Annotated in this window: 18 protein-coding genes; 9 read left to right on the top strand and 9 right to left on the bottom strand. The window is 67.7% G+C overall.

The window, feature by feature from the left end; translation table 11 throughout:
* Positions 1-68 precede the first annotated feature (68 nt).
* Together AC3IPP_RS00985 and AC3IPP_RS00980 are read left to right on the top strand one after the other, a co-directional pair.
* The gene (locus AC3IPP_RS00985; protein WP_489150007.1) at positions 69-365 is read left to right on the top strand and encodes a 4a-hydroxytetrahydrobiopterin dehydratase; all 297 of its coding nucleotides are present in this window, start codon (positions 69-71) and stop codon (positions 363-365) included.
* Positions 365-1,144 (top strand): SDR family oxidoreductase, encoded by a 780-nt coding sequence (locus tag AC3IPP_RS00980; protein WP_489150006.1) that lies wholly within the window; start codon positions 365-367, stop codon positions 1,142-1,144. Before AC3IPP_RS00985 ends, AC3IPP_RS00980 begins: the two co-directional genes overlap by 1 nt.
* A gap of 93 nt (positions 1,145-1,237) precedes the next feature.
* Here AC3IPP_RS00980 and AC3IPP_RS00975 read toward each other — a convergent pair whose 3' ends face one another.
* The 5 genes from AC3IPP_RS00975 to AC3IPP_RS00955 form a co-directional block, all read right to left on the bottom strand.
* On the bottom strand, positions 1,238-2,581 hold the full coding sequence (locus tag AC3IPP_RS00975) for an amidohydrolase family protein (protein WP_087139555.1): 1,344 nt from the start codon (positions 2,579-2,581) through the stop codon (positions 1,238-1,240).
* A gap of 3 nt (positions 2,582-2,584) precedes the next feature.
* The gene (locus AC3IPP_RS00970) at positions 2,585-4,081 is read right to left on the bottom strand and encodes an amidohydrolase (RefSeq protein WP_489150005.1); all 1,497 of its coding nucleotides are present in this window, start codon (positions 4,079-4,081) and stop codon (positions 2,585-2,587) included.
* Between the two features lie 116 nt (positions 4,082-4,197).
* Positions 4,198-4,479, bottom strand: coding sequence for a DUF167 domain-containing protein (locus tag AC3IPP_RS00965; protein ID WP_489150004.1), 282 nt, complete (start codon positions 4,477-4,479; stop codon positions 4,198-4,200).
* Between the two features lie 265 nt (positions 4,480-4,744).
* On the bottom strand, positions 4,745-5,674 hold the full coding sequence (locus AC3IPP_RS00960) for an electron transfer flavoprotein subunit alpha/FixB family protein (RefSeq protein ID WP_489150003.1): 930 nt from the start codon (positions 5,672-5,674) through the stop codon (positions 4,745-4,747).
* Positions 5,674-6,438 carry an electron transfer flavoprotein subunit beta/FixA family protein gene (locus AC3IPP_RS00955; RefSeq protein ID WP_489150002.1) on the bottom strand — a complete coding sequence of 255 codons (765 nt, stop codon included), beginning with the start codon at positions 6,436-6,438 and terminating at the stop codon, positions 5,674-5,676. The genes AC3IPP_RS00960 and AC3IPP_RS00955 overlap by 1 nt, the downstream gene beginning before the upstream one ends.
* Before the next feature lie 125 nt (positions 6,439-6,563).
* On the opposite strand from AC3IPP_RS00955, the gene AC3IPP_RS00950 reads away from it, so the two are divergent.
* Positions 6,564-6,905: a hypothetical protein gene (locus AC3IPP_RS00950; RefSeq protein ID WP_087139560.1), complete on the top strand. Its 342-nt coding sequence runs from the start codon at positions 6,564-6,566 to the stop codon at positions 6,903-6,905.
* Between the two features lie 10 nt (positions 6,906-6,915).
* Here AC3IPP_RS00950 and AC3IPP_RS00945 read toward each other — a convergent pair whose 3' ends face one another.
* Both AC3IPP_RS00945 and AC3IPP_RS00940 read right to left on the bottom strand, forming a co-directional pair.
* The gene (locus AC3IPP_RS00945) at positions 6,916-7,488 is read right to left on the bottom strand and encodes a cob(I)yrinic acid a,c-diamide adenosyltransferase (RefSeq protein ID WP_489150001.1); all 573 of its coding nucleotides are present in this window, start codon (positions 7,486-7,488) and stop codon (positions 6,916-6,918) included.
* A gap of 43 nt (positions 7,489-7,531) precedes the next feature.
* The gene (locus tag AC3IPP_RS00940) at positions 7,532-7,735 is read right to left on the bottom strand and encodes a twin transmembrane helix small protein (RefSeq protein ID WP_087139562.1); all 204 of its coding nucleotides are present in this window, start codon (positions 7,733-7,735) and stop codon (positions 7,532-7,534) included.
* 143 nt (positions 7,736-7,878) lie between these two features.
* Between AC3IPP_RS00940 and AC3IPP_RS00935 the strand changes: the two genes are divergently transcribed.
* Both AC3IPP_RS00935 and AC3IPP_RS00930 read left to right on the top strand, forming a co-directional pair.
* On the top strand, positions 7,879-10,086 hold the full coding sequence (locus tag AC3IPP_RS00935; protein WP_489150000.1) for a TonB-dependent receptor domain-containing protein: 2,208 nt from the start codon (positions 7,879-7,881) through the stop codon (positions 10,084-10,086).
* A gap of 115 nt (positions 10,087-10,201) precedes the next feature.
* Positions 10,202-11,326 (top strand): hypothetical protein, encoded by a 1,125-nt coding sequence (locus tag AC3IPP_RS00930; RefSeq protein WP_087139565.1) that lies wholly within the window; start codon positions 10,202-10,204, stop codon positions 11,324-11,326.
* Between the two features lie 66 nt (positions 11,327-11,392).
* Here the strand turns inward: AC3IPP_RS00930 and ahcY are convergent, their stop codons facing one another.
* Entirely contained in the window at positions 11,393-12,784 is a 1,392-nt protein-coding gene (gene ahcY / locus AC3IPP_RS00925) for an adenosylhomocysteinase (RefSeq protein WP_087139566.1), read from the bottom strand.
* Between the two features lie 234 nt (positions 12,785-13,018).
* On the opposite strand from ahcY, the gene AC3IPP_RS00920 reads away from it, so the two are divergent.
* The 4 genes from AC3IPP_RS00920 to AC3IPP_RS00905 all read left to right on the top strand — a co-directional run bounded on the left by AC3IPP_RS00920 (position 13,019) and on the right by AC3IPP_RS00905 (position 17,535).
* A complete protein-coding gene (locus AC3IPP_RS00920) occupies positions 13,019-14,512 on the top strand; it encodes a methyl-accepting chemotaxis protein (protein WP_087139567.1) in 1,494 nt (497 codons plus the stop codon).
* An 80-nt stretch (positions 14,513-14,592) separates the two neighbouring features.
* Positions 14,593-15,948, top strand: a complete 1,356-nt coding sequence (locus AC3IPP_RS00915; protein ID WP_489149999.1) for a metal-dependent hydrolase family protein — start codon at positions 14,593-14,595, stop codon at positions 15,946-15,948.
* A 67-nt stretch (positions 15,949-16,015) separates the two neighbouring features.
* The gene (bioB, locus tag AC3IPP_RS00910) at positions 16,016-17,032 is read left to right on the top strand and encodes a biotin synthase BioB (RefSeq protein ID WP_087139569.1); all 1,017 of its coding nucleotides are present in this window, start codon (positions 16,016-16,018) and stop codon (positions 17,030-17,032) included.
* Positions 17,029-17,535, top strand: coding sequence for a GNAT family N-acetyltransferase (locus tag AC3IPP_RS00905; RefSeq protein WP_489149998.1), 507 nt, complete (start codon positions 17,029-17,031; stop codon positions 17,533-17,535). Before bioB ends, AC3IPP_RS00905 begins: the two co-directional genes overlap by 4 nt.
* Here AC3IPP_RS00905 and AC3IPP_RS00900 read toward each other — a convergent pair.
* On the bottom strand, positions 17,532-17,870 hold the full coding sequence (locus AC3IPP_RS00900) for a hypothetical protein (RefSeq protein WP_489149997.1): 339 nt from the start codon (positions 17,868-17,870) through the stop codon (positions 17,532-17,534). The two genes, AC3IPP_RS00905 and AC3IPP_RS00900, sit on opposite strands and share 4 nt — an antisense overlap.
* Between the last annotated feature and the right edge of the window lie 5 nt (positions 17,871-17,875).

Genomic DNA, 17,875 nt, shown 5'->3' with positions numbered 1-17,875 from the left:
ACGCAGGCTTGCGGCTTGTCCCGTCACAGAGCGCGCGATACGCCTGAACAAAATCCAAGGAGACGCCCATGACCGCCGCCCTCGACGTGACCGAAGTTCTGGCGGGCCTGCCCGACTGGCGCCGCGCCGACGATTCGCGCCCGGCCATCACGCGGACCCTGCGCTTCGCCGATTTCAACGCCGCCTTCGGCTTCATGACCCGCGTCGCCCTGCTGGCGGACAAGGTCGACCACCATCCTGAGTGGTCCAACGTCTACAACCGCGTCGAGGTGCTGCTCACCACTCACGACGCCGACGGCGTGACGGAACGCGACGTGGCGATGGCCCGCTTCATCGACGAGGCGGTCAAGGGGCTGGTCGAGTAATGGGCCGCGTCGCGGGCAAGGCGGCCCTGATCACCGGCGCCGCCGGGGGCCTGGGTCAGGCGATGGCGCGGATGCTGGTTCGCGAAGGCGCCAAGGTGGCGCTCAGCGACCTGGACCTGAACGGCGCGCGGGCGCTGGCCGAGACGATCAACGCCGAGCATCCCGGCATGGCCTTCGCCTATGAGCATGACGTCACGCGCGAAGACGACTGGGTCCGCGTCGTCGGCGCGGCGGTTCAGGACATGGGCGGGCTCAGCATCCTGGTGAACAACGCCGGAATCGGCGGCAGTCTGCTGTGGGCCGAGCAGGACACCCTGGAGAACTGGCGCAAGGTTCAAGCGGTCAATCTGGAATCCGTCATGCTGGGCTGCAAGCACGCCATGGCGCCGCTGCGGGCCTCGGGCGCGGGGTCGATCATCAACATCTCCTCCATCGCCGGACTGGCGGCCGCGCCGGGCATGGGCGTCTATAACGCCACCAAGGCGGCGGTCTGGCTCTACACCAAGACGGTCGCGCTGGAGTGCGCCAAGGCGGGCTGGAACGTGCGCGCCAACTCGGTGCACCCGGTCTTCATCAAGACGCCGATCCTTGATCCCTTCATCGCCATGGCGGGCGGTGACGAGGCGAACGCCCACGAAAAGCTGGCGCGCGGCATTCCGCTGAAGCGCATCGGCGAGCCGGACGACGTGGCCTGGTGCGTGCTGTATCTGGCCTCGGACGAGTCCAAGTTCGTGACCGGCGCCGAGTTCAAGATCGACGGCGGACTGACGGCGCAGTAGGCCAGCCAGCGGTGGTTAGCCTGCGGAGATCAGGAACACGAAAAAGGGCGCCGCGGTCTCCCGCAGCGCCCTTCCGTCTTCAGGCTTGAAGCCTCAGTTGCCGTAAGCAGGCGGCATGGCCCCTTCACCGCCGGTGCGATAGCGGTCGCGCAGCAGCAGGTTGCGCGCCTGCAGCGGCTGCTCCACCCCGTCGATCAACACGGCCGAGGGCTGGCTCAGCGGCTCCAGCGGATCGCCGGACCAGACCACGACGTCGCCCGCAGCCCCGGCCTTCAGCTCGCCGAACTGGCCGTCGAAGCCGAAAATGCGGGCCGGGTTGACCGTGATCGCCTGAATGGCCGCCGCGAACGGCAGGCCGTGCGAGACCGCGTTGCCCGCGTTGTAGCGGATATCGCGGGCGCGGTGGGTCGAGCCTTCATTGCCCTTGATGGCGATGACCACCCCGGCCGCGTTCAGCGCCGCCGCATTCTGCATCCGCGCCGCCCGGCTTTCGAAATTGCCCGGCAGGTTGGTCAGGGGATGCAGCAGCACAGGCACGTTCGCCGCCGCGATCTCATTGGCCACCAGCCAGCCTTCGGCGGCGCCGTCCAGGATGACCTTCACCCCTTCTTCGCGCGCCAGACGCAGCACCTGCTGGATGTCCGAGGCGCGGTTGACCGTGACGATCAGCGGCATCGAACCATTGGCCACCGGGATCAAGGCCTCCAGGTCGGCGCGCGACAGGGACAGGTCGCGCAGCGCCGCCCGGTCATAGGCGGCCTTGTTGCGCGCATAGAGGCGCGTCTCGGCCATGGTCTCCTTGAATAGGACGAACTCGGCGCCGCGCGCGCCGCCCGCCACGCCCTTCCCGGCTTCGCCGAACGGGGCGACCATGGCCACGCGCGGCTTCACCAGGATGTCGGCGCCGCCCAGCTTGATGACCGCCGCCTGACCGGCGAACAGGCCCGGCGACTGGAAGCCGCCGTGACCGGCCCCAGCGAAGTCGGAATCGTCATGACTGTGACCGCCGCCCGAGCCCGCGTGCTGAGGCGTGACCACCGCGCGGGTGACGCCGCCCAGACGGGCCGTCGGCAGGGTGAAGGACCACGGGTCCAGACCGTAGGACAGGTCGAAGGCGGCCGTCAGGGTGTTGGCGTTGTTCGACAGATCATTGGAGCCGCGCACAGAGCCGACTTCCGAACCGCCGAGCCCGGAATCAACCGCGACGAAGCCGGGGGTGACGATTTTGCCGCGCGCGTCGATGACCCGCAGCCCGGCCGGCGCCGCGCCGGTTCCGACCGAAACAACCGTGCCGTTACGGATGACCACCGTGCCGTTCTCGATCACCGAGGTTCCGGTCAGCACCTGGCCGCCGGTGATGGCGACGTCCTGGGCCAGGGCGGGGCCGGTCAGGGCGAAGGCCGCGACAGCGCCCGCAAGCAGAGTTTTGATACGCATGGTTCAGCGAGCTCCCTGGGCGACGCCGGCGGCGGCCTGACCGAAGCCGGGCTGGCCCAGTTCGAAATCGGACACGGGCTGGAAGGCGGGATTCTGACGATCGAAGGCCAGGCCGCCGTCGATGAAGACCTGATCGGCGCGGGCGTAGATCGAGAAGGGATCGGCGCTCCAGATCACCACGTCGGCGCGCTTGCCGTTCTCCAGCGAGCCGGTTTCCTTGTCGATGCCCATGGACTTGGCGGCGTTCAGCGTGATCCAGCTGATGGCGTGCTCTTCGGCGATGTTCATCCCCGCGCGGCGACCGGCCGACAGGGCGGCGGCGGCTTCCTGGTTCAGGCGCTGGATCAGTTCGGCGTCGTCCGAGTGGATGACGGCGCACGAGCCTTCGGGCGCGTCGGTCAGGGCGGCGTTCTCCTCGATGCCGTCCAGGGCCTCCATCTTGAAGCCCCACCAGCCGGTCCACATGGCGGCGCAGACGCCTTCACGGGCCAGCAGCGGCGCGATCTTGTAGGCCTCGACCGCGTGGTGGAAGGTGGTGATCTTGTAGCCGAACTCCTTGGCCACATCGAGCATCACCGCCATTTCATCGGCGCGGTAGCAGTGGTTCTGGATCAGGATCGAGCCGTCCAGAACACCCGCCAGGGTCTCAAGCTGCAGGTTGCGGGTCGGGGGCGTCCCCTGGCCGTCCTCGCGCCACTTGTCCCATTTGGCCTTGTAGTCGCGCGCGGCGATGAAGCCGGCGCGATAGCCCGCGACATTGCCCATGCCGGTGGCCGGCGAGGTGTTGCGCGAGCCGTAAACGCGCGACGGGTTCTCGCCGCAGGCCATCTTCAGGCCGTAGGGGGCGTTGGGGAACTTCATCCCCTGCATCGTCACGGAGGGGACGTTGCGCAGGGTCACGCCGCGACCGCCGAACAGATTGGCCGAGCCGGGCAGGATCTGCACCGTCGTCACCCCGCCCGCGCGGGCGGTGTTGAAGCCGGGATCCTGCGGCCAGATCGAGTGCTCGGACCAGACCTGGGCGGTGTTCGGGTTGGTGGCTTCGTTGCCGTCGCTCATGCCCATGACGCCGGGCGAGGGATAGACGCCCAGGTGGCTGTGAATGTCGATGATGCCCGGCGTGACGAAGCGGCCGCGCGCATCCACTACCTGATGGCCCGCCGGAACCGGGGTGTCCGCTCCGCCGACGGCGGCGATGCGGCCGTCGGTGACGACGACGACGCCGCCCTCGATCTTCTGCCCCGCGCCGGTCAGCACCGTCGCGCCGACGATGGCCATGTTCTGGCGCGGCAGGCCGCGATAGGTCGAGGGATAGGGGTCAGTGTTGGCCCAGCCGTCCAGCCCCGGCGCCATCGTGCGGTCCTTGGAGGACGACGCGGCGGAGGCCGTCTCGGTCTTGGGCGCGGCGTCGCCGGTCGTGGCGCAGGCCGACAGGCTGAGCGCGCCGAGCGCGCAGGTGAGAACGGCGAGGCTTGGACCCCGCAGGCGACTGAACAACATGGGCGAGCCCCCTCGCGCCCGCGAACTGCGGGCAGACAATGGCGCGTATACAATCGCCAGTTTCCGTCAGGGTAAAGCTCTAAAAGCCGCCGCTCGCGGCAAAGTCAGACGCAGGCTCAGGCGTCTGCCAGACGCGCGCGGACTTCGGCGTCGTCCAACCCCTCGACCTCGATCATCTTCAGCCGCGACTGTCCGCCGCGCGCCAGGGTCACGTCGCGCTTGGGCACGCCCAGAGCCTTGGCGAGGAAAGCGGTCAGGGCGGCGTTGGCCTCGCCCTCCACCGGCTGGGCGCGGACGCGGACCTTGAGCACCGGGCGGCCGTCCGGGTCGACGTCCCAGCCGTCGATGCGGTCGGCGGAGGCGCGCGGGGTCAGCTTGATGGCGAGGCGGGCGGTCATGGCGGCGTGTTTGGCCCAAGGAGAGGAAAGGTCCAAATTTTCGTCATTCTCCGGCAAGCCGCACAGCGGCGCAGACCGGGGAACCCAGCGGCGCCCGGAGGGCGAAACTTCACGCGCCACGCCTGCAGTAAAGATCGCCTTTGGCGCTGCTGGGTCCCCCGGTCTCGCTCCGCTCGCCGGAGGATGACGAAAGGTAAGGCGCGCCAAAAAGAAACGCGCCGGACGATCTCTCGCCCGGCGCGCTTCAACTCAGCCTGCGGCGCCCTTAGCCCAGGGCGGCCATCAGCTCCGGCACGGCGGTCTTGTAGTCCGCGACCAGGCCATAATCGGCGACCTGGAAGATCGGGGCGTCGGGGTCCTTGTTGATCGCGACGATCACCTTGGAATCCTTCATCCCGGCCAGGTGCTGGATGGCGCCCGAGATGCCGATGGCGATGTAGAGGGCCGGGGCCACGACCTTGCCGGTCTGGCCGACCTGGTAGTCGTTGGGGGCGTAGCCCGCGTCGACCGCCGCGCGCGAGGCGCCGACGGCGGCGCCCAGCTTGTCGGCCAGGGGGTCCATGACGGCGTGGAACTCTTCGGCCGAGCCCAGGGCGCGGCCGCCCGAAACGACGATCTTGGCGGCGCCCAGTTCGGGGCGGTCCGACTTGACCATTTCCTCGGAGACGAAGGCGGTCTTGGGCGCTTCGCCGGCGGCGACGCTCTCGACCGAAGCCGAACCGCCTTCAGCGGCGGCGGCGAAGGCCGTCGGGCGCACGGTGATCACCTTCTTGGCGTCGGCCGACTGGACCGTCTCCAGCGCGTTGCCCGCATAGATCGGGCGTACGAAGGTGTCGGCCGAGACGACTTCGACGATGTCCGAGATCGGCGCCGTGTCCAGCTTGGCGGCGATACGCGGGGCGAAGTTCTTACCGTCGGTGTTGGCCGGGGTCAGGATGGCGTCGTAGTTCCCGGCCAGCGGCAGGACGGTGGCTTCGACGGCCTCGGCCAGGCCATGGGCGACGGCGTCGCCCTCGGCCAGCAGGACCTTGCGCACGCCCGCGATCTTGGCCGCAGCGTCAGCCACGCCTTGCGCGCCCTTGCCCAGCACCAGAACATCCACGTCCGACGACAGCGCCAGGGCGGCCGTCACGGTCTTGTTGGTGGTGTCGCGAACAACCGAACCGTCGTGGTCGGCGATGACGAGAACGGCCATTACAGAACCCCTGCGTCTTTGAGCTTGGAAACCAGTTCGGCCGCATCGGCGACCTTGACGCCCGCCGAACGCTTCGGCGGCTCCGTCACCTTCAGCACCTTGAGGCGATCAGCCGTGTCGACGCCGTAGTCGGCGACCGCCTTCACGGCGATCTCCTTCTTCTTGGCCTTCATGATGTTCGGCAGCGAGGCGTAGCGCGGCGTGTTCAGGCGCAGGTCGACCGACACCACGGCCGGCAGTTCAGCCGAGACCGTCTGCAGGCCGCCGTCGACTTCACGGGTGACGACAGCCTTGCCGCCGTCGATCGCCAGCTTGCCGGCGAAGGTGGCCTGCGGCCAGTCCAGCAGGGCGGCCAGCATCTGGCCCACGGCGTTGTTGTCGCCGTCGATCGACTGCTTGCCCAGCAGCACCAGGTCCGGCTTCTCTTCGTCCACCACGGCCTTCAGCACCTTGGCGACGGCCAGCGGCTCCAGGTCCGTGTCCGACTGCACCAGGACGCCGCGATCGGCGCCCATGGCCAGGGCCGTGCGGATGGTTTCCTGCGCCTGGGTCACGCCGATGGAGACGACGACGATTTCCGTCGCCGTGCCTGCGGCGTGGTGTTCCTTGCCTTCCTTCAGACGCACGGCCTCTTCGACGGCGATTTCGTCGAAGGGGTTCATGCTCATCTTGACGTTGGCTAGGTCGACGCCGGTCTGGTCCGCCTTCACGCGGGCCTTGACGTTGCTGTCGATCACCCGTTTCACCGGGACGAGTACCTTCATGAGCCTATCCACTTGGTCATCGAAATGTCGGTCGAGGGATTGGACCGACGAAACGAGCCTGTCAACGTAACGCTACGTGAACTGCGGTCGTGTCGCGGACGCATTTTTGATCTATTGAGACTGGCATGAAACGCTTCCTGACGATCCGGCGCCTCAGCTTCATTTTCTTCAGCCTGTTCGCGGTGACGCTGGCCGGGGTGTTCATCCTGCAGCGTTTCTGGGTCGATCCGGGCGATCGCTGCACGGCCAAGGGCTATTGGTACGACATGGAGACGCGCATCTGTGCGCAGCCCCTCTACATCCCCGACATCACCGGCCGCCCGGCCGGGACGACGCGGGCCGAGGCGTCGAACAAGGCCAATCAGGAACTGCTGAGCCTGGAAGATCAGGTCAACGCCGAGAAACGCGCCCGCGTCGCCGCCACCAAGGCCGAGCGCGAGCGGGTGAACGCCCTGCGATCGCAGTAGGCGCTGCGCTTCAGCGCGTCGCGCCCGGCCGCCACAGGACATCGCCCGCGCCGTTGGCGTTGGCGCGGCGGGCGGCGACGAACAGCAGGTCCGACAGGCGGTTGAGGTAACGCACCACCTCCGGGTTCACGACTTCGCCCGATTCGACCAGGCGCACGGCCTCGCGCTCGGCCCGGCGGCACACGGTGCGCGCCAGGTGCAGATGCGCCGACAACGGCGAACCGCCCGACAGGATAAAGCTGTCCAGCGGCTTGAGGCTCTCGTTCATCCAGTCGATCTCGGATTCCAGCCGCTCGACCTGGGAGGCGATGATGCGCAGGGCCTCCCACTTGGGCGCCGGCTCCATCGGCGTGGCCAGATCGGCGCCGAGATCGAACAGCTCGTTCTGGATGCGGCCCAGCATGGCGTCGATGCGGTCGTTCTGGCCGCTGTTCAGACGGGCCACGCCGATGACGGCGTTCAGTTCGTCCACCGCGCCATAGGCCTCGACCCGCGCATCGGTCTTGGACACGGGAGCGCCGGAAGCCAGGCGGGTCTGCCCGGCGTCGCCGGTGCGGGTGTAGATCTTGTTTAGCGTCACCATGGCGCGCCCTCCCCTATCTCTTGGCGGTCTTGTCGGCCGCGCGTCAGCCCGCGTGGGTGCGCTTCAGCCACATGCCGATCATCAGCAGCAGCACCGCCACCGCCTGAAGGATGATGCGCAGGCGCATCAGCTTGTTCGAGCGGACGCTCGCCCCCTCGCCGCCCTTGTTCAGGTTGTAGAGGCCGAAGCCGAGGGTGACGACGACGCCGGCCACGGCGATCAGGATCAGAATGTCGATGAGGTCCATGACCGCTTCTTAGGCCCGACCGCATTCCCGCGCCAGACGTGTCGAAACCGGGGCGCAATTGCGACCTATTCGCACACCCCCATTGCACTGAGAATGCGAACGCTGTTGAGAGGCGTTCTCATTTTTAAAGGCTCCCTCCCCGAATGTCCTGCTTCCGCTCGTCCCGCCGCTCGTCCCTGCTGGCCGCCACCGCTCTGATGACCATCGGCGCCGGCGCTCCCGCCTTGGCCGACGAGGCCGCAGCGACGACGGAGCAGACGCACAAGGTCGCCGACGTGGTCGTCACCGCCTCGGGCTTCGAGCAGAAGATCGAGCAGGCGCCGGCCTCCATCAGCGTGCTATCGCGAGAGGAGTTGAGGGAAACCCGGTATCAGAGCTTGGCGGAAGTTCTGGCCACGGTCGAAGGCGTCGACGTCGGCGCTGCGGCGGGCAAGACCGGCGGCCTGAACATTTCTATTCGTGGGATGCCCAGCGACTACACCCTGGTTCTGGTGGACGGCCGCCGCCAGAACCCCGCAGGCAACATCACGCCCAACGGCTTCGGCGAAACCTCGACCAGCTTCATCCCGCCGATGTCGGCGATCGACCGGATCGAAGTGGTGCGCGGCCCCGTCTCGACCCTCTACGGCTCGGACGCGATGGGCGGCGTCGTCAACATCATCACCCGCAAGGTCGGGACCGAATGGAGCGGCTCGTTCAGCGCCGACGGCACCTTCCAGAGCGACAATCAGTTCGGAAACATCTACGGCGCCAACGCCTATGCTCAAGGTCCGCTGGTGAAGGATCTTCTGGGCCTGGCCCTGCGCGGCCGCTATTCGCAGCGCGAAGCCTCCAGCCTGACCTATGAGAAGGACGACGGCGGCGCGGTCATCATCAGCCAGCGCGGTCCCAGCCCGGTTGAAAACGAGCTCTGGTCCGTCGGCGGCCGCCTGAACTTCACACCCCACGCCGACCACGACTTCTACTTCGACGTCGATCTGCAGCGTCAGTGGTACGACAACTCGACCGCCCAGCTGGGCACCCTGGGCGTGCGCGGCTACGGCCCCGATCAGGAGTTCAACCAGGACGAATACGTCCTGGCGCACAACTGGCGCCTGCCCTTCGGCGAGCTGCAGTCCACCTTGTCGCACTCCACGCGCGAGACCTTGGGCCGCATCCTGCCCGACGACGTGCCCGGCACCGACCGCAAGGCCGGCCAGGCCCGCACCCTGGAGGCGACCAACACCATCTTCGACACCAAGCTGTTCTCGCAGTGGCGCAACCACACCTTCACTATCGGCGGCCAATACTGGGACGCAGAGATGGTCGACGGCGTGGCCCCCGCGCCTTACACCCACCAACAGTGGGCGCTGTTCGCCGAGGATGAGTGGCGCTTCACCGACGCCCTGGCCCTGACCCTCGGGGTCCGTTACGACGACCACAACGTCTTCGGCGACCATATCAGCCCGCGCGCCTATCTGGTGTGGAACGCGACCGAGAACTGGACCCTGAAGGGCGGCGTCAGCCAGGGCTTCAAAACCCCGCGCCTAGATCAGATCGCCCCCGGCATCACCGGCTTCACGGCCCAGGGCACCCGTCCGACCATCGGCACTCCGACGCTGAAGCCGGAGACCTCGACCTCAACCGAGTTCGCCATCTTCTACGACAACCGCGACAACTTCCGCGCCAACGCCGTGATGTTCCGCAATGAGTTCTCGGACAAGATCACCAGCGGCCCCGGCCTGCTGAACTGCACCTTCGCCCCGATCATCGACAACGGCCCGCCGGTCGTGCGCGACGAGACCCAGACCAACCGCCCCGGCTGCGTCGACTACGGTTACTGGCCCGACCTCGACCTGTTCGGCCAGGCCATCAATGTTGATGAAGCCGTCACCCAGGGCCTGGAAGCCGCCTTCCACTGGTCGATCAACGACGCCTGGTCGCTCAACGGCAACTACACCTACACCGACAGCGAGCAGAAGAGCGGCCCCGAGGCCGGACAGCCGCTCTACAACACGCCCGAGCACATGGTGAACGGCGTGCTGCGCTGGCACGTCACCGACCGCCTGAGCCTGTGGGCGCGCGGCGAATACCGCAGCGATCGCTATCGCGACCCGGACACGGCGACCAGCACCGCCAAGGCGACCTGGGGCGACTATCGCAGCTATTCCGTCTTCCACCTGGGCGGCTCGTATCGCGCCACCGAACGGGTGGCCTTCAACGCCACCATCTACAATCTGTTCGACAAGGACTTCGTGTCCTACCGCCCCTACGTCAGCAACACCCGTACGGGCGCGATCAGCTATACCAACCTCTACGCTAACAATCAGGAGCCCCGGCGCCTGTGGTTGTCGGTCAATATCGACTTCTGATCTCTTTCCAGTTTCCTCCCCGACTGACCGGGCCGCCTCCCTTGGGATGCGGCCCGTTTTTTTGACCTGCGCCAAACTAAGCCGTTGGTCACTTTTGGCTGGCAGGGTGGCCGCCATGACCGATCGCGCCATCCGCAATCTTGAACACCTGCGTCGCACCGCCTCGACGGCGCGCGTGCTGAACCTGCTCAAGGTCTATGACGAGCACGGCGACAGCGAGGACTGGGCCGAACACCCCATGTTCCGCAGCCCGGCCCTGAACCGCGCCCTGATCATCAAGCACCGGCTGCGGCGCAATGAGACCGACGCCTTTCCGGGCCGTCGCCAAGTCGCGACCAAGATCGTGGTGCCGATCGACAGCACCGATCTGAAGACCGGCGGCCGCTTCATCTTCGTCAATCAGATCGGTTTCGAGCGCGCCATGCACGAGGCCTTCGGCGTCGATCCCGACCACCTGGACCTGAAGACCCTACGGCTGATGGATCAGCTGCCGTCGCTGGACCCCTTCCTGCTGCGCGAGCAACTGCGGCGCGGCGGCGTGGACGCGGCTCCCTGCTACTTCGCCCTCAGCGAAGCCGACCTGGAGCGGATGCAGGAGTTCGTCCAGAAGGAGATCGAGCCGCTGGTCACGCTCAGCATCGGCGACGGCGTGGTCGCCGCCGGATCGACCGCTCGCATGGCGTCGAAAATCCTGTCCAACGCTCCCGGCGACCGGCTGGACGCCCTGCGGCTGACGCTGAAGCTGGAGCCGGAACAGTATCAGGAAGGCGTCTTCTGCTGGAAGGGCTTCCTCTACTACAAATGGGCGCTGACCAGCCTGATGGCGGACATTGTGCACGTCGCCGACGAAGTGGGAACGGTCCAGCCCGTCGGCCCCAGCGACCAGGCCGCCAAGGACTACATCACCCGCGGCCGGGCCGTGCTGCGCGGGCGCATCATGAAGACCTGCGAAGAGGTCAGCCGCACCCTGCGCTATTACGACGACGCCTATGCGGGGCTGACGCGCGAGGGCAATCCCGTGGCCTTCCGCGACTTCCTGCTGGAGGCGCCGGCCCTGTTCACCCGCCTGGGCGACCAGCTGGGGGCGGTGCAGCACATCGTCAGCTTCTGGCGCTTCCGCTTCAGCCCCAAGGCGCCGCCGGTCGGCGTGGAGGAGCTGATCGACATCTTCATGGACTTCGAAACCGGCCTGATGGGGCGTGGGTCCGACGAGTTCGATCCACGCGACATCGCAGCGTAGGCGCAAAAAGAAAAACCCCGCGCCGTCGCCGGCGCGGGGTTCTGTCTTTCAGACCCGAGACAGGTCCTAGTAGCGATAGTGTTCCGGCTTGAACGGGCCTTCGACCGGCACAGAGATGTAGTCGGCCTGCTCCTTACTGAGCGTCGTCAGCTTGGCGCCCAGCTTGGCCAGGTGCAGGAAGGCGACCTTCTCGTCTAGGTGCTTGGGCAGGGTGTAGACCTGGTTCTCATAGGCCTTGGCGTTGGTCCACAGCTCGATCTGGGCCAGCGTCTGGTTGGTGAAGGACGCCGACATCACGAAGGACGGGTGGCCCGTGGCGTTGCCCAGGTTCACCAGGCGGCCTTCCGACAGCAGGATGATCTTCTTGCCGTCCGGGAACTCGACGTGGTGGACCTGATCCTTGATCTTGTCCCACTTGAAGTTCTTCAGGCCCGCGACCTGAATCTCCGAGTCGAAGTGGCCGATGTTGCAGACGATGGCGTTGTTGCGCATGGCGCGCATGTGCTCGACGCGGATGACGTCCTTGTTGCCCGTCGTCGTGACGAAGATGTCGGCCTTGTCGGCGACGTCTTCCAGGGTCTGGACCTCATAGCCTTCCATCGCCGCCTGCAGGGCGCAGATCGGGTCGATCTCGGTGACGATCACGCGCGCGCCGCCGTTACGCAGCGAAGCGGCCGAGCCCTTGCCCACGTCGCCGTAGCCGCAGACCACGGCGACCTTGCCCGACAGCATGACGTCGGTGCCGCGACGGATGGCGTCGACCAGCGATTCACGGCAGCCGTACAGGTTGTCGAACTTCGACTTGGTGACGCTGTCGTTGACGTTGATGGCGGGGAACGGCAGTTCGCCGCGCTCGGCCATCTGATACAGGCGGTGAACGCCCGTGGTCGTCTCTTCGGACACGCCGCCGATGGCGTCGCGGATGGCCGAGTAGAAGCCCGGCTTTTCCTTCAGATAGCGCTTCATGACCGAGAAGAGGGCTTCCTCTTCCTCGTTCTGCGGGTTGTCCAGAACGCTGGCGTCCTTCTCGGCCTTCGGACCCAGCACGCACAGCAGGGTGGCGTCGCCGCCGTCGTCCAGGATCAGGTTCGGATAGCCGCCGTCAGCCCATTCGAAAATCTTGTGGGCGTAGTCCCAATATTCGACCAGATTCTCGCCCTTGAAGGCGAAGACCGGCGTGCCCGACGCGGCGATAGCGGCGGCGGCGTGGTCCTGGGTCGAGAAGATGTTGCACGAGGCCCAGCGCACTTCGGCGCCCAGGGCTTCCAGCGTCTGGATCAGCACAGCCGTCTGGATGGTCATGTGCAGGGAGCCGGCGATGCGGGCGCCCTTCAGCGGCTGGGACGCGCCGTATTCCGCACGCAGCGCCATCAGGCCCGGCATCTCGGTTTCGGCGATGGCGATTTCCTTGTTGCCGAAGTCGGCCAGGGAGATGTCGCGGACGATATAGTCGGTCATGCAGAAATATCTTTCGGCCACTGTCGGAGGTCGCCGTCGCTATAGCGCGGCGAGACGGTCGGAGCAATCAAGACATAAGGATGTCTTTATATGAACGGTTGCCCGCCTGAATCGCAGGCGTCCCGACCAGTTAAGGGAATCTACGCAATCCGGGCTTAACCCGGCCAATACCCTCTTGATGACAAGGGGTATTAAGGGCTCTCCCCCGCCCTGCCGTTGAAACGAGTTTGCGTCATGGCTTCCCACGAGATCGACCGCCGCATGAATTTCATGGGGCTGGGTCGGCCGTCCGCCGGTTACAGCGCCATCTCCGCCCTCCTGCGCCGGAACGCGCCCCTGGCCCTGGCCGCCTTCTACGACAAGGTGCGCGCCGAGCCCGAAACCCGCCGCTTCTTCCGTGACGAAGGCCATATCACCGCCGCCAGCAACGCCCAGCAGCGCCACTGGGACGCGATCATCGACGGTCGCGCCGACGAGGACTACGCCGCCTCGGTGCGCACCATCGGCCGCGTTCACGCCCGCATCGGCCTGGAGCCGCGCTGGTACATCGGCGGCTACAGCGTCATCCTGGCCCATCTGACCCGCGCCATCATCGAGCGGCCCAGGAAGTTGTTCGCCAATCGCCGTGAACACGACCGCATCACCGCCGAGGCCGTGGCCGAACTGAACCAGCGGGTCATGCTGGACATGGACCTGGCCATCTCCATCTACCTCGACGCCCTGCAGGAAGAGCGCGACCGCGTGCAGGCCGAGCACGCCGCCGCCGAGGCCCGTCAGGCCGAGGTCGTGCGCGCCCTGGGCGCCGCCCTGCACAGCCTGGCCGACAACGACCTGTCCGTGACCATCCCCGACGTCTTCCCCGAGGAATACCGCTCGCTGCAGAACGACTTCCACGCCGCGACCCGCGCCCTGCGCACCGCCGTGCGCGCCGTGGCCGACAGCGTCGAGAGCCTGAGCGCCGGCTCCAGCCAACTGGCCGTCGCCTCCGAAGACCTGGCCAGCCGCACCGAGCGCCAGGCCGCCAACCTGGAGCGCACCGTCAACGAGGCCGACGCCATCGCCCGCCAGGTCGCATCGACCGCCGACGGCGCGCGTCAGACCGCCGAGGCCCTGGCCGCCGCCCGCGCCGATGTCGAACACACGACCCGGGTGGTCGGCGACGCCGTTTCCGCCATCCACGCCATCGCCGAATCCTCGACCGAGATCGGCCGCTTCACCAGCCTGATCGACGAAATCGCCTTCCAGACCAATCTGCTGGCCCTGAACGCCGGGGTCGAGGCCGCCCGCGCGGGCGACGCCGGCCGCGGCTTCGCCGTGGTGGCTCAGGAAGTGCGCGCCCTGGCCCAACGCTCGTCCGAGGCCTCGGGCGAGATCCGCACCCTGATCTCCACCTCCTCGGCCCAGGTGGCGCGCGGCGTCGATCTGGTCGAGCGCACCGGCGCGGCGCTGGAGCGTATCGGCGCCAAGGTCTCGGCCGTCGACGGTCTGGCGGGCGGCATCGCCGGCTCGGCCCAGGAACAGTCCGACGGCCTGGCCCGCGTCCGCCGCGCCATGGGCGAGATGGACGACATCACCCAGCAGAACGCCGCCATGACCGAAGAGGCCACCGCCGCCGCCCGCCAGTTGGCCAATGAAGCCGTCAGCCTGAACCAGCAGGTCGCCCGCTTCCGTCTGGATCGCTCTGTCGCCGCTGGCGTCGTCGCGACGGGACCGCGTCTGGTCGCCTGACCCGACGCGCAAATCCAACTGGCGCAAGGCGACAGACGCGGGCTAACAGACTCCCCGAGTTCCAAGGGGGAGTATCCATGATGAAGACCTTGTTGACGACGGCCGCCTGCGCCCTGGCCCTGGCGGCCGTCGGCGCGCCTGCAGCCGCCCAGACCGCCACGCCCGTCGCGCCGACGGGCGCTGCGCCCGCACCCGGCGCCGTGACCCTGATCCAGGCGGGCCGCCTGCTGGACCGGCCGGGCCAGGCGCCGCGCGGGCCGTCCACCCTGGTGGTGCGCGACGGCAAGGTGGTCGAGGTGCGCGACGGCTTCGTCGACGCCGCCGCCTTCCCCGGCGCCGTGGTGGTGGACCAGCGCGACCGCTTCGTCCTGCCCGGCCTGATCGACAGCCACGTCCACCTGGTGTCCGACGTGGCGGGTCAGGCCGGCTTCCTGGCGGAGATTACCGACAATCTGCCGTCGCGCGCCTACAGCGCCGCCATGAACGCCCGCAAGACGCTGATGGCGGGCTTCACCACCGTGCGGAACCTGGGCGACAGCGGCGGCGTCACCCTGGCCCTGCGCGAGGAGACGGCGGCCCACCGCCTGGCCGGCCCGCGCATCATCGACGCCGGGAACAGCATCTCGACCACCTCGGGCCACATGGACGGACGGCTGGGCTTCAACGACGACTTCCGCGAACACATCGCCCACGACAACGTCTGCAACGGCGCCGAGAGCTGCCGCGAGGCGGTCCGCCTGCAGGTCGGGCGCGGCGTCGACGTCATCAAGATCGCCACCACCGGCGGGGTCAACAGCCGCATCGGCGCCGGACTGGGCGCCCAGATGTTCGATGACGAGGCCAAGGCCCTGATCGACACGGCGCACCTGTACGGCAAGAAGGTCGCGGTCCACGCCCACGGCGCCGACGGCATCAACCTGGCCCTGCGGATGGGCGTCGATTCGGTCGAGCACGGCACCATCTTCGACGACGAGACGCTGCAACTGCTGCGCCGCACCCGCGCCTATTACGTCCCGACCCTGTCGGTGGTGAACGGCTATACCGAGCGGCTGGCCGCCGATCCGGAAGCCTATCCGCCGGAAGTCCTGGCCAAGATCCGCTGGCGCATCGAGATCACCGGCCAGTCGCTGCAACGCGCGGTCCCGGCGGGCGTCCGCATCGCCTTCGGCACCGACGCGGGCGTGTCCAAGCACGGCCGCAACGCCGATGAGTTCGAGCTGATGGTCAAAAACGGCATGACGCCGGCCGCCGCCATCGAGGCGGCCACCGTCAACGCCGCCGACCTGCTGGGCGTCTCGGCCGAGATCGGCACGCTGGAGCCGGGCAAGCGCGCCGACGTCATCGCCGTGGCGGGCGATCCGCTGACCGACGTGACGACGCTGAAGACCGTGGCCTTCGTCATGCGCGACGGCCGCGTCTACAAGGACGAACACTGAGCCAAAGAACGGCGACGCGTCAGTTCCGGCTTGGCCGCGCCCGCGTGCGCGGCTAAGCCGTCGTCCCATGGCTGACGACGCATCGATCCGACCCGCCCGCGATTATTCGATCCCTCGCCACGACTGGACTGTGGAGGAGGTCGAGGCCCTGTTCGCCCGCCCCTTCATGGAGCTGGTGTTCGAGGCCGCGACGGTGCACCGGCGCACCTTCGACCCGAACGAGGTGCAGAAGTCGCAGCTGCTGTCGATCAAGACCGGCGGCTGCGCCGAGAACTGCGGCTACTGCTCGCAGTCGGCCAGCTTCAAGACCGGCCTCAAGGCCGAGAAGCTGATGGAGCCGACCGCCGTCATCGCCGAGGCCATGGCGGCCAAGGCGGGCGGGGCCAGCCGCTTCTGCATGGGCGCCGCCTGGCGCGAGCTGAAGGACCGCGACACGCCCAAGCTGGCGGCCATGATCTCGGGCGTGAAGGCGCTCGGTCTGGAGACCTGCGCCACGCTCGGCATGCTGAACGCCGACCAGGCGAAACAGCTGAAGGACGCGGGCCTCGACTACTACAACCACAACCTCGACACCGGGCCTGAGTACTACGCCGAGGTGGTGACGACCCGCTCCTATCAGGACCGGCTGGAGACGCTGCAGCACGTTCGCGACGCGGGCATGAACACCTGCTGCGGCGGCATCGTCGGCATGGGCGAGAAGCGCCGCGACCGCGCGGGCCTGCTGCACGCCCTGGCCACCTTGCCCGTCCACCCCGACAGCCTGCCGGTCAACGCCCTGGTCCCCGTCGGCGGCACGCCGCTGGGCGAGCGGGTGCTGAAGGAAGGCGAGATCGACCCGATCGAGTTCGTCCGCACCGTCGCCGTCGCCCGCCTGGTCTGCCCCAAGTCGATGGTCCGCCTGTCGGCCGGGCGCGAGGGCATGACGCCGGAGATGCAGGCCCTGTGCTTCCTGGCCGGCGCCAACTCCATCTTCGTCGGCGGCAAGCTGCTGACCACGCCGAACCCGGAAGAGGACGACGACGCCAAGCTGTTCGCCCTGCTGGACCTGAAGCCCATGCCCGCCAAGGGTTGCGACGCCCATTGATCCACGTCCGCCCGACGCGCGGAACGGACATCGACCGTCTGGAAGCGGTGGAGCGGTCAGCGGCGACGTTGTTCCGCGCCCTGCCCGACCTGGCCTGGATCGCCGACGATCATGTCGCGGGACCGGACGTTCACCGCACGGCTGTTGAACAGGGCCTGTCCTGGGTCGCGGTCGATGCGACGGACCAGCCGATCGGCTTCCTGATCGCCGCCGAAACGGACATGGACCTGCACATCCTTGAGCTGTCCGTCGCGGTTGAACATCAGGGGCGCGGCGCCGGACGGGCGCTGATGGCGGCCGCGCGACAGGAAGCCGAGGTCCGCACCAAACGAGCGCTGACGCTGACCACCTTCCTCGCCGTTCCGTGGAGCGCCCCCTTCTACGCGCGCCTGGGCTATGCGGCGCTCACTGCCGCGACGACGCCCGCCTATCTGCGCGAGATCCTGGCCGCAGAAGCCGCCCACGGCCTGACCGACCGCGTCGCCATGCGGCTGACGCTTTAACCCTGCCGGGCGAGCCAGCCTCGCACCAACCTGAGGTGCAGAGCGTGAGCGCCGATCCACGCCAGACCCATGACGATCAGAACGCCGAAGTACCGCCGCGCGTCCGCGCCCTCCAGAGACCCCAAGAGGCTCGCCAACGCCGTGGCGAGCAGGGTCAAGGCCGCGAGGACAGGCGTGAAGCTCAAGGCGACATCACGCGGCGCGCGCCATGTGGGCCGAACGTCAAATCCCCACTGCATCGGCAGCCGCATCTCGCGCGGCAGACCTCTCGCAAAGCGCCAGGACATGGCCGCCAGCACGACCACAAAAGCCAAAGCCAAAACTAGAGCGAACATCGTCA

It is taken from the genome of Brevundimonas sp. KH_060 (assembly GCF_057838275.1).
Note: the sequence above shows the minus strand (reverse complement) of the source record. Positions and strands in the feature narration are given on the sequence as shown.

Bases quoted from the DNA above. Each gene is read 5' to 3' on its own strand.
- AC3IPP_RS00985 (WP_489150007.1), top strand. From the start codon at position 69: ATGACCGCCGCCCTCGACGTGACCGAAGTTCTGGCGGGCCTGCCCGAC.
- AC3IPP_RS00980 (WP_489150006.1), top strand. From the start codon at position 365: ATGGGCCGCGTCGCGGGCAAGGCGGCCCTGATCACCGGCGCCGCCGGG.
- AC3IPP_RS00975 (WP_087139555.1), bottom strand. From the start codon at position 2,581: ATGCGTATCAAAACTCTGCTTGCGGGCGCTGTCGCGGCCTTCGCCCTG.
- AC3IPP_RS00970 (WP_489150005.1), bottom strand. From the start codon at position 4,081: ATGTTGTTCAGTCGCCTGCGGGGTCCAAGCCTCGCCGTTCTCACCTGC.
- AC3IPP_RS00965 (WP_489150004.1), bottom strand. From the start codon at position 4,479: ATGACCGCCCGCCTCGCCATCAAGCTGACCCCGCGCGCCTCCGCCGAC.
- AC3IPP_RS00960 (WP_489150003.1), bottom strand. From the start codon at position 5,674: ATGGCCGTTCTCGTCATCGCCGACCACGACGGTTCGGTTGTTCGCGAC.
- AC3IPP_RS00955 (WP_489150002.1), bottom strand. From the start codon at position 6,438: ATGAAGGTACTCGTCCCGGTGAAACGGGTGATCGACAGCAACGTCAAG.
- AC3IPP_RS00950 (WP_087139560.1), top strand. From the start codon at position 6,564: ATGAAACGCTTCCTGACGATCCGGCGCCTCAGCTTCATTTTCTTCAGC.
- AC3IPP_RS00945 (WP_489150001.1), bottom strand. From the start codon at position 7,488: ATGGTGACGCTAAACAAGATCTACACCCGCACCGGCGACGCCGGGCAG.
- AC3IPP_RS00940 (WP_087139562.1), bottom strand. From the start codon at position 7,735: ATGGACCTCATCGACATTCTGATCCTGATCGCCGTGGCCGGCGTCGTC.
- AC3IPP_RS00935 (WP_489150000.1), top strand. From the start codon at position 7,879: ATGTCCTGCTTCCGCTCGTCCCGCCGCTCGTCCCTGCTGGCCGCCACC.
- AC3IPP_RS00930 (WP_087139565.1), top strand. From the start codon at position 10,202: ATGACCGATCGCGCCATCCGCAATCTTGAACACCTGCGTCGCACCGCC.
- ahcY (WP_087139566.1), bottom strand. From the start codon at position 12,784: ATGACCGACTATATCGTCCGCGACATCTCCCTGGCCGACTTCGGCAAC.
- AC3IPP_RS00920 (WP_087139567.1), top strand. From the start codon at position 13,019: ATGGCTTCCCACGAGATCGACCGCCGCATGAATTTCATGGGGCTGGGT.
- AC3IPP_RS00915 (WP_489149999.1), top strand. From the start codon at position 14,593: ATGAAGACCTTGTTGACGACGGCCGCCTGCGCCCTGGCCCTGGCGGCC.
- bioB (WP_087139569.1), top strand. From the start codon at position 16,016: ATGGCTGACGACGCATCGATCCGACCCGCCCGCGATTATTCGATCCCT.
- AC3IPP_RS00900 (WP_489149997.1), bottom strand. From the start codon at position 17,870: ATGTTCGCTCTAGTTTTGGCTTTGGCTTTTGTGGTCGTGCTGGCGGCC.